The 7,930-nt window shown below is 70.8% G+C and carries 7 protein-coding genes and 1 pseudogene; all 8 read right to left on the reverse strand.

Annotated features, from left to right (window positions below; genetic code table 11):
• Nucleotides 1-92 precede the first annotated feature (92 nt).
• The 8 genes and pseudogenes from ACFYP0_RS10460 to paaD all read right to left on the reverse strand — a co-directional run bounded on the left by ACFYP0_RS10460 (nt 93) and on the right by paaD (nt 7,766).
• Nucleotides 93-317 carry a hypothetical protein gene (locus ACFYP0_RS10460; protein WP_355496117.1) on the reverse strand — a complete coding sequence of 75 codons (225 nt, stop codon included), beginning with the start codon at nt 315-317 and terminating at the stop codon, nt 93-95.
• 85 nt (nt 318-402) lie between these two features.
• Complete coding sequence (locus ACFYP0_RS10465) at nt 403-1,113, reverse strand: demethylmenaquinone methyltransferase (RefSeq protein ID WP_091395591.1); 711 nt, start codon at nt 1,111-1,113, stop codon at nt 403-405.
• 802 nt (nt 1,114-1,915) lie between these two features.
• A pseudogene (locus tag ACFYP0_RS10470) lies at nt 1,916-2,962 on the reverse strand (cell wall anchor protein); the annotation flags it as partial.
• 200 nt (nt 2,963-3,162) lie between these two features.
• The gene (locus ACFYP0_RS10475; RefSeq protein WP_356975849.1) at nt 3,163-4,398 is read right to left on the reverse strand and encodes a hypothetical protein; all 1,236 of its coding nucleotides are present in this window, start codon (nt 4,396-4,398) and stop codon (nt 3,163-3,165) included.
• A 240-nt stretch (nt 4,399-4,638) separates the two neighbouring features.
• The gene (gene mqnC / locus ACFYP0_RS10480; RefSeq protein ID WP_124857720.1) at nt 4,639-5,829 is read right to left on the reverse strand and encodes a cyclic dehypoxanthinyl futalosine synthase; all 1,191 of its coding nucleotides are present in this window, start codon (nt 5,827-5,829) and stop codon (nt 4,639-4,641) included.
• Between the two features lie 73 nt (nt 5,830-5,902).
• The gene (locus tag ACFYP0_RS10485; protein ID WP_356975847.1) at nt 5,903-6,190 is read right to left on the reverse strand and encodes a hypothetical protein; all 288 of its coding nucleotides are present in this window, start codon (nt 6,188-6,190) and stop codon (nt 5,903-5,905) included.
• Nucleotides 6,187-7,296, reverse strand: a complete 1,110-nt coding sequence (gene paaE / locus ACFYP0_RS10490; protein ID WP_124857724.1) for a 1,2-phenylacetyl-CoA epoxidase subunit PaaE — start codon at nt 7,294-7,296, stop codon at nt 6,187-6,189. The genes ACFYP0_RS10485 and paaE overlap by 4 nt, the downstream gene beginning before the upstream one ends.
• Nucleotides 7,293-7,766, reverse strand: coding sequence for a 1,2-phenylacetyl-CoA epoxidase subunit PaaD (gene paaD / locus ACFYP0_RS10495; RefSeq protein WP_355496178.1), 474 nt, complete (start codon nt 7,764-7,766; stop codon nt 7,293-7,295). The genes paaE and paaD overlap by 4 nt, the downstream gene beginning before the upstream one ends.
• Between the last annotated feature and the right edge of the window lie 164 nt (nt 7,767-7,930).

Consider the following 7,930-nt stretch of genomic DNA (forward strand, 5'->3'; position numbering starts at 1 on the left):
GACGAGTGTATGACCGGCGTCATACCAGCGCAGGATCAGGGGTACCTAACTCGCGGATGTGACAGCTAACCATCGTCCACAGCGGTCGGGTGTCAGGCCGGGCTGGAGGCGTCGAGGCCCGCGTCGACCCGAATCGTCTCCGGTAGATGCTCGCGGAGCGCCCCACCCGCCGCCCGGTCCAGTGCCGCCAACACCTCGGCGACCACCTGCCGGACCTCCACCGGGTCGGCCCCGGCCAACTCGCGCAACTGGGTGATGAGTTCGGCCGCGTCGTCGTCGGTCGCGGCCACCGGGTCCGCCGGGTCTGCTCCGGTCATGCGATCGAGCGTAACGGGCAAAGTGGACCAAGTCCGATATTTACGGAACCTGAATAATGTCCGTACCGGTTGGTGCGGTCCCCCGCTACTCGCGGATCCCCCGGTGCAGGGCCACCACGCCACCGGTCAGGTTGCGCCACGCCACGCGCCCCCACCCGGCCGCGGCCACCCGGCCGGCCAGCGCGGACTGCGCCGGCCAGGCCCGGACCGACTCGGCGAGGTAGACGTACGCCTCGGGGTTGCTCGACACCGTGCGGGCCACCGCGGGCAGCGACCGCATCAGGTACGACAGGTAGACCGTCCGGAAGACCGGGTTGACCGGGGTGCTGAACTCGCAGACCACCAGCCGGCCGCCCGGCCGGGTCACCCGGGCCAGCTCACGCAACGCCGCGTCGGTGTCGTTGACGTTGCGCAGCGCAAAGGAGATGGTCACCGCGTCGAAGCTGGCGTCGGCGAACGGCAGCCGCAGCGCGTCTCCCGCCAGCAGCGGCACCTCGGGCCGGGCCCGCTTGCCGGTGTGCAGCATGCCGAGTGACAGGTCGACCCCGACCGCGTACGCCCCGGACTGGGCCAGCTCGCGCGTCGAGACGCCGGTGCCCGCGCCCACGTCCAGCACCCGCTCGCCCGGCCGCAGCCCGAGCGCCGCCCGGGTGGACCGGCGCCAGGAGCGATCCTGGCCCAGCGAGATCACCGTGTTGGTCAGGTCGTAACGCTCTGCCACGCCGTCGAACATCGCGGCGACCTCGTGCGGCTGCTTGTCCAGACTGGCGCGCTGGCCCTGCGGGGTACGGCTCACCCCCTCACTCTGCCAGCCGCCCGCCACCCGACGTTCGCTGGGTGGGCGGCACGCACCCCGTACGCGAAAGGGCGGGGTGGTCGCCCACCCCGCCCTCGCGTCGTGCCCGCGTCCGTGACACCTCGGTCAGCACGCCTGCCGCCACCGCACCCGTCGCGGTCGCGCCTCGCCTGCGCTGGTCAGAGCACCGGTGTCAGTCGGTCGACTTCTCGTCGGTCGGCGAGACCAGGACCACCTTGCGGCGACGGGTGAGCACCAGCAGCGCCCCACCCACCAGCAGAATGATCACGCCGATGCCACCGATCAGGCCGACCTGCACACCGGTCACCGGCAGGCCGCCACCGCCCGAGCCACCACCGGCGGAACCGCCACCGGCACCCGGCGAGACGGTAGTGCCCGGCGTCGCCGTACCGCTGGGGATCGGCGTCGGCGTGGCCGTGGCGGTCGGGGTGACCGTCGGCGTCGCGGTCGGGGTGACCGTCGCGGTCGGCGTGACCGTCGGCGTCTCCGTTGCGGTCGGGGTCGGGGTCGGCGTAACCGTGGGCGTCTCCGTCGGAGTGACCGTCGGCGTCGGCGTCGGCGTGACCGTCGGCGTCGGGGTCGGCGTCTCCGTCGGAGTGACCGTCGGCGTCGGGGTCGGTGTCTCCGTCGGGGTCGGCGTCTCCGTCGGGGTCGGCGTCGGCGTAGGCGTCTCCGTCGGCGTCGGCGTCTCCGTCGGCGTCGGCGTCTCCGTCGGCGTCGGCGTCTCCGTCGGCGTAGGCGTCTCCGTCGGAGTTACCGTCGGCGTCGGCGTCGGCGACTCGGTCGGAGTGACCGTGGGCGTCGGCGTCCCCGTCGGGGTGGCCGTCGGCGTCGGCGTCGGGTCGACGGCCAGGTCGACGAAGACGTCGAAGATCGCCTGGTTGTCGCCCTCGTCGACCTCGGTGAAGGCCTTCCGCTGGGCGGTGCTGGCCCGCCGCGGCTGCTCCTCGGGCTTGCCGGCTGCCGCGTCCAGGCCATGCGCCACCAGCTCGCCGACCCGCAGCACCGGCTCGGTGACGTCCTTGCCCACGGTCACCTTGATGTCCGCCGTGTAGTAGTCACCGGGCCGGATCACCGCGCCGTCGTCCTGGCAGAGCGCCTGAGCCACGCCGAAGGTCTGCGTGGTGCACGTGTCCGGCAGGGTGTCGAAGGTGACGCCCGCCGGGAGGGTGAGCACATAGGCGAGACCGGTGGCCTTGCGGCTGCCGTCGTTGTAGACCGCCCAGTCGACCGGCACCGTCTCGCCCGGCCGCACCGGCCGAAGGTCGGGGTCGTCGCCGTTGACGCCGTTCACCACGACGTTCGCGTTGACGTCCTGCACCCAGCTGGTCAGGTCGTACCCGGGCTCGGTGACGGTGATGTCGTGCTCGACCCTGTTGTCTTCCTCGTTGGGGTCCTCGGTGGCCGAGCGGATGGTGACCACCAACGTGCCGGCGGCGCCCTTACCACCGGTGGAGAAGATCGGAATACCGAAGTCCTCGCTGGTGCCGGCGGCCAGGTCGCCGAGGCGGCAGGTGAACTTCTTGCCGTTCACCCGGCAGCCGTCGGGCACCACGACCCGGACCTTGTTCGTCTTCAGCTTGCTGGTGTCCACGGTGTAGCTGACACCCTTGGCGTCTTCCTTGCTCCGGGTGTTGTCGACCGAGAACTTGAACGGCTTGCTCTTGGCCTCCGTGACACCCTTGGCCAGGTTGTAGCTGAGCGGCACCAGGGCCAGATCGGCCTCTTCGGCCGCCAGCACCGGAGCGGCCACGGCGGCGATGCCGCCGGCCGCGAGCAGCGCCACGACACTGGCGCGCACCAGCGTCGAGCGGTGGAACGCTGTCATCAGTCCCCCGGGGGTAGGGAAGAAAGAGTGGTTGCGGAACGAGCGGACGTTATCGGAGGCCGATCTTCCACGCCAGCCGCCAGACCGTTTTCATCCGTCCGGTCCGAGCTGGGCAGACAGTACGGGCGGGATGGTCACCCATCCCGCCCGTACTGCCGTGCGTTATATGAACGACCCTCATGGGTCGATGGAGGACCGCCTCAGCCGGCCGTACGCTCGTCGCCCGGCGTTACCAGCACCACCCGGCGCCGACGCGCGACCAGCACCATCACACCACCGGTGATCAGCACCGCCGCACCGATTCCGCCGATCAGACCCGCCTGCACACCGGTGACGGGCAGGCCGCCGCCGGAGCCGCCCTGGCCACCCTCACCAGGGTTGTCGCCGGGGTTGTCGCCGCCGCCGGAGCCGGCCTTGGCGGCCACGATGACCGCAAAGTCGTCCCGGTCGTCCGACGGGTCCACGTCGGTGACACCCTCAGCCGCGGTCACCGCCTTGACGTTCTTGATCGCACTCCGGCGGGCCGCCCCGGGCACCGGGGTGCCTACCGGGGCCACACCGAGCGCCTTGGCGGCCAGCGAGCCGTCCGGCAGCGCAGCCGGGGCCGTCACGCCCGCCGCCACCGCGATCGGGAAGGTGATCAGCGCTCCGACTGCCTCGCCGAACAGGAATTCCTTGTCGGTGCAGGTCACGGTGCGCTTGTCGGCGGAGTACTCGCAGGGCTCGTACTGCTCGGTGAAGGTGACGCCCTTCGGCAGTTGCACCGTGAACTCGAGACCCTTGGCGATCCTGTCGCCCTGGTTGACGATCTCACCGACGAAGACGGCGTTGTCACCCGCGTACAGCGGAGCCTGTTCCGTCATCACGCCGTCGACCAGGCGGAGCGCGGTCTTGACGTCGGTCGCGATCACGCCCACGTCGACGCCGCTCTCGTTGCTGACGTCGATGCGAGCGGTGGCCGAGTTGTTGCCCGGTGTGGTGTCGCTCGGCGACTCGATGGTCACCGTGATCGGCGCAGAGTACGGCTCGTCGACTGCCACCGTCCGCTTGATCAGCACAATCGGCAGCTCAACGGTCTCCCCTGGCCCGGGGATGTCCTCCGGCGCCACGACACAGGTCCAGAGCGCGGGTTTGCCGGCGCCCTCGCCGCTACAGTCGCCGCCGGCCGGGAAGACCGCCATCGTGTCCCAATCGATCTGCGACGTGTCGGCCTTGACCACCAGTGAGCTCGGCGTGCCCGGACCACCGTTCGTGACCTTGGCGAACGCCGTCTTGACCTGCTGTCCCTCGGCGACCTTCGTGCCGACGACGGCCTTGATCGAAAGGTCGGCACTGTCGGGTGCGGCAGTGGCTGGCGCGGCGGCCATCACGCACAGACCGCCAGCAAGCAGCGCGACCGCGCCGAGCCGCGCCAGCGGCCGGTTACGAAAGGTCATGGAAGGCCCCCGCAGGCTAGAGAAAAGGTACGGGCGGGGACGTTAGCGGGCCTCGATCACTCCCGCCAGCCCCGACCTGGGCGAAGCCGGCCGGGATGCCGCGAGTGACTCGGGGATTGTCCGGATTGATGACGGTTGTTGTGCCGGATCGACGGTGGCCGCCGGCACAACATTCACCGAATCGAGATCCGTGGGTGACCGTTCAGCTGGCGGGCCGTCGGATGTCGCGGAGTCGAGCGGTCAGTGCGCGTCCACCAGCGGCAGGGACTTCCCCGCGCCACCGCCGGGCAGCGCGATCGAGGAGAAGTGCGACACCACCCGCTCGTCGGTCGGGTCGTCGGCCGGCGTGTGGTGCACGGCGAGCCGGTTGTAGAGGGTGTCGCGCTGCGCCGGGATCCGGTCCGCCGAGCGGATCATGCCGATCAGCTCGTGCAGGTTGGAGCGGTGCCGGGCACCGGCGGAGGAGATGACGTTCTCCTCCAGCATGATCGAGCCGAGGTCGTCCACGCCCATGTGCAACGCGAGCTGCCCGACGTCCTTGCCGGTGGTCAACCAGGACGCCTGCAGGTGCGGCACGGTCTCGAAGAAGAGCCGGGCCACAGCGACCAGGCGCAGGTATTCCAGGGTGGTCGCCTGGGTGCGGCCCTTCAGGTGGTTGTTCTCCGGCTGGTACGTCCACGGGATGAAGGACCGGAAACCGCGGGTGCGGTCCTGCACGTCACGGATCATGCGCAGGTGCTCGATCCGCTCGGCGTGCGTCTCGCCGGTGCCCATCATCATGGTGGCGGTCGACTCGATGCCCTGCCGGTGGGCCAGCTCCATGACCTCCAGCCACCGCTCGCCCGACTCCTTGAGGGGGGCGATCGCCTTGCGGGGCCGCTCGGGCAGCATCTCCGCGCCGGCGCCGGCGATCGAGTCCAGGCCGGCGGTCTTGATCCGGGCGATGGCCTCGTCCAGGCTCACCCCGGAGACCTTGGCCATGTGCAGGATCTCGCTGGGGCCGATCGAGTGGATGACCAGCTGCGGGTACGCCTGCTTGACCGAGGAGAACAGCTCCTCGTAGTACTCCACGCCGTAGTCCGGGTGGTGCCCGCCCTGGAGCATCACCTGGGTGGCGCCAAGCTCGACCGCCTCGCCGCACCGGCGCAGGATCTCCTCGGTCGGGTGGGTCCACCCTTCCTTGTGCTTGGGCGCGCGGTAGAAGGCGCAGAACTTGCACGCCGTCACGCAGACGTTCGTGTAGTTGATGTTGCGGTCGATCAGGTAGGTGACGACGTTGTCCGGGTAGCGTCGCCGACGCACAGCGTCCGCCGCCTCGCCCAACGCGTGGAAGGGCGCCTCGGTGTAGAGCAGCAGCGCCTCCTCGGGCGTGATCCGCCCGCCGTCCGCGCCGCGCTGCAGGATGTCGTCGATCTCCCGGCTCACCGTCACACCCCGAGCCTACGTCGGCCCACCCGACTCGACCGCCGGACCCCGGCGGGTGCGGCACGTCCCACAGCCGCCGTCAGCTCTCGCGTACCTCGACGCGTATTCCGTAGGTGTCCCGCAGCTCCGCCGCGAGCTCCCGGACCCACTCCATCTGCGGGAAGCCGGACAACCGTTCGTCGGTCAGAAGCCTCTCGATGGCGTTCCGGATGCTGAGGTCGAACCAGTACTCGTCGAGGTTGTCGTCGTAGCCCTCCTCGCAGAACTGGATGAACTGCTCCCACCCCTCCACGTAACTGGTCGGGCGTCGCCCCCCGGTGACCTCGGCGAACCGCTCCACGAACTCCCGGTCGTTCGGCGCCCTCACGCGTCGTAGTCGACAGTGAGCCTGTCGGTGGTCGGGCTGGACTGGCAGGTCAGCACATAGCCGGCGGCCAGCTCGTCGGGCTCCAGCGCGTAGTTGCGGGCCATCGTGACCGCGCCGTCGACGACCTTCGCCTTGCAGGTCGAGCAGACGCCACCCTTGCAGGCGTACGGCAGCTCACCCCGCACCTTCAGCGCGGCGTCCAGCACCCGTTCCTCGCGACCCATGGTGAAGCTCGACGACCGGCCGTCCAGCACGATGGTCACCTCGGCCCCGGCGCCCACCTGGTCGACGGGTCGGCGCACCGGCTCCGGTGGCGTGTCGACGTGGAACAGCTCGGTGTGCACCGCCGACTCGGGCAGCCCGCGTGCGGTCAGCACGTCCCGGACGTCGACCACCATGCCGTACGGGCCGCAGAGGAACCACTCCTCGATCAGGTCGCCCGGCACGATGGTGCCCAGCAACCGGCCCAGCCGCTCGGCGTCGATCCGACCGGAGAGCAGCGGCGACTCGCCCTGTTCCCGGGAGAGGACGTGCACCAGGTGCAGCCGGGTGGGGTGACGGTCCTTGAGGTCGGCCAACTCCTCGGCGAACATCACCGTGTTCGCCGTGCGGTTGCCGTACACGAGGGTGAAGGTGCTGGCCGGCTCGACGGCCAGGGCGGTCGCGACCAGCCCGAGCACCGGGGTGATCCCGGAGCCGGCGACGACCGCGCCGTAATGCCGCACCCGGTCCGGCGCGAACGCCGTGGTGAAGGTGCCCAGCGGTGGCAGCACCTCGACGGTGTCACCGCCGCGCAGCGCCCCGCACGCGAACGCCGAGAAGGCGCCGCCGGGGATCTCCCGCACTCCGATCCGCAACCGGCCGTGCCGGGCCAGGTCGTCCGGGGTGGAGCAGATCGAGTACGACCGGCGCACGTCCGTGCCGTCCTCCGCAGCTCGCCGCACGGTGAGGTGCTGGCCGGCGCGGAACGCGAAGGTCTCCCGCAGTTCCTCGGGCACGGCGAAGGTCACCGCCACGGAGTCGTCGGTGAGCCGGTCGACGGCGGCGACGGACAACGGGTGGAAGACCGGCCGGCGGCGAACCGGGCGGGTGATGGTGACAGTCACAGCGCCTTCAGGTGGTCGAAGGGTTCGGAGCAGGAACGGCACCGCCACAGCGCCTTGCACGCGGTGGAGCCGAACCGGCTGACCTGCTCGGTCTCCGGCGAACCGCACTGCGGGCAGCGGACCGCGAGCGTCAGCGACACGACGCCGGTGGTGCGCACCGGGGGCGGCGGGGCGATCCCGGCGGCGGCGAGCTTGGCCAGCCCACCCTCGGAGATCCAGTCGGTGCTCCACGGTGGGCTGTAGACGGTCCGGACCTCCGCGTCCGGGTGGCCGGCAGCGGTGAGCGCGCGGCGGATGTCGGCCCGGATCACGTCCATCGCAGGGCAGCCGGTGTAGGTCGGGGTGATGGTGACGGTGACCCGGCCACTGGCCGGATCCTCCTCGACCGCCCGCAGGATGCCCAGCTGGTCGATGGTGATGACCCGGATCTCCGGGTCCACGACGCTCGCGGCGGCCTCCCGTGCGCTCACCCTGCCGGTGCCGTTCACGACTGCGGGGCTCCGCTGCGCTGCGCTCCTCGCGCTCACCAGGCCGTCTTCGTTCACGACTGCGGGGCTCCGCTGCGCTGCGCTCCTCGCGCTCACCAGGCCGTCTTCGTTCACGACTGCGGGGCTCCGCTGCGCTGCGCTCCTCG

The organism is Micromonospora arida (assembly GCF_042873195.1).
Lineage (GTDB): Bacteria > Actinomycetota > Actinomycetes > Mycobacteriales > Micromonosporaceae > Micromonospora > Micromonospora arida.

What these genes read in the sequence shown, in the direction of transcription:
- ACFYP0_RS10475 (WP_356975849.1), bottom strand. Translation starts at nt 4,398, where the DNA reads ATGACCTTTCGTAACCGGCCGCTGGCGCGGCTCGGCGCGGTCGCGCTG.
- ACFYP0_RS10460 (WP_355496117.1), bottom strand. Translation starts at nt 317, where the DNA reads ATGACCGGAGCAGACCCGGCGGACCCGGTGGCCGCGACCGACGACGAC.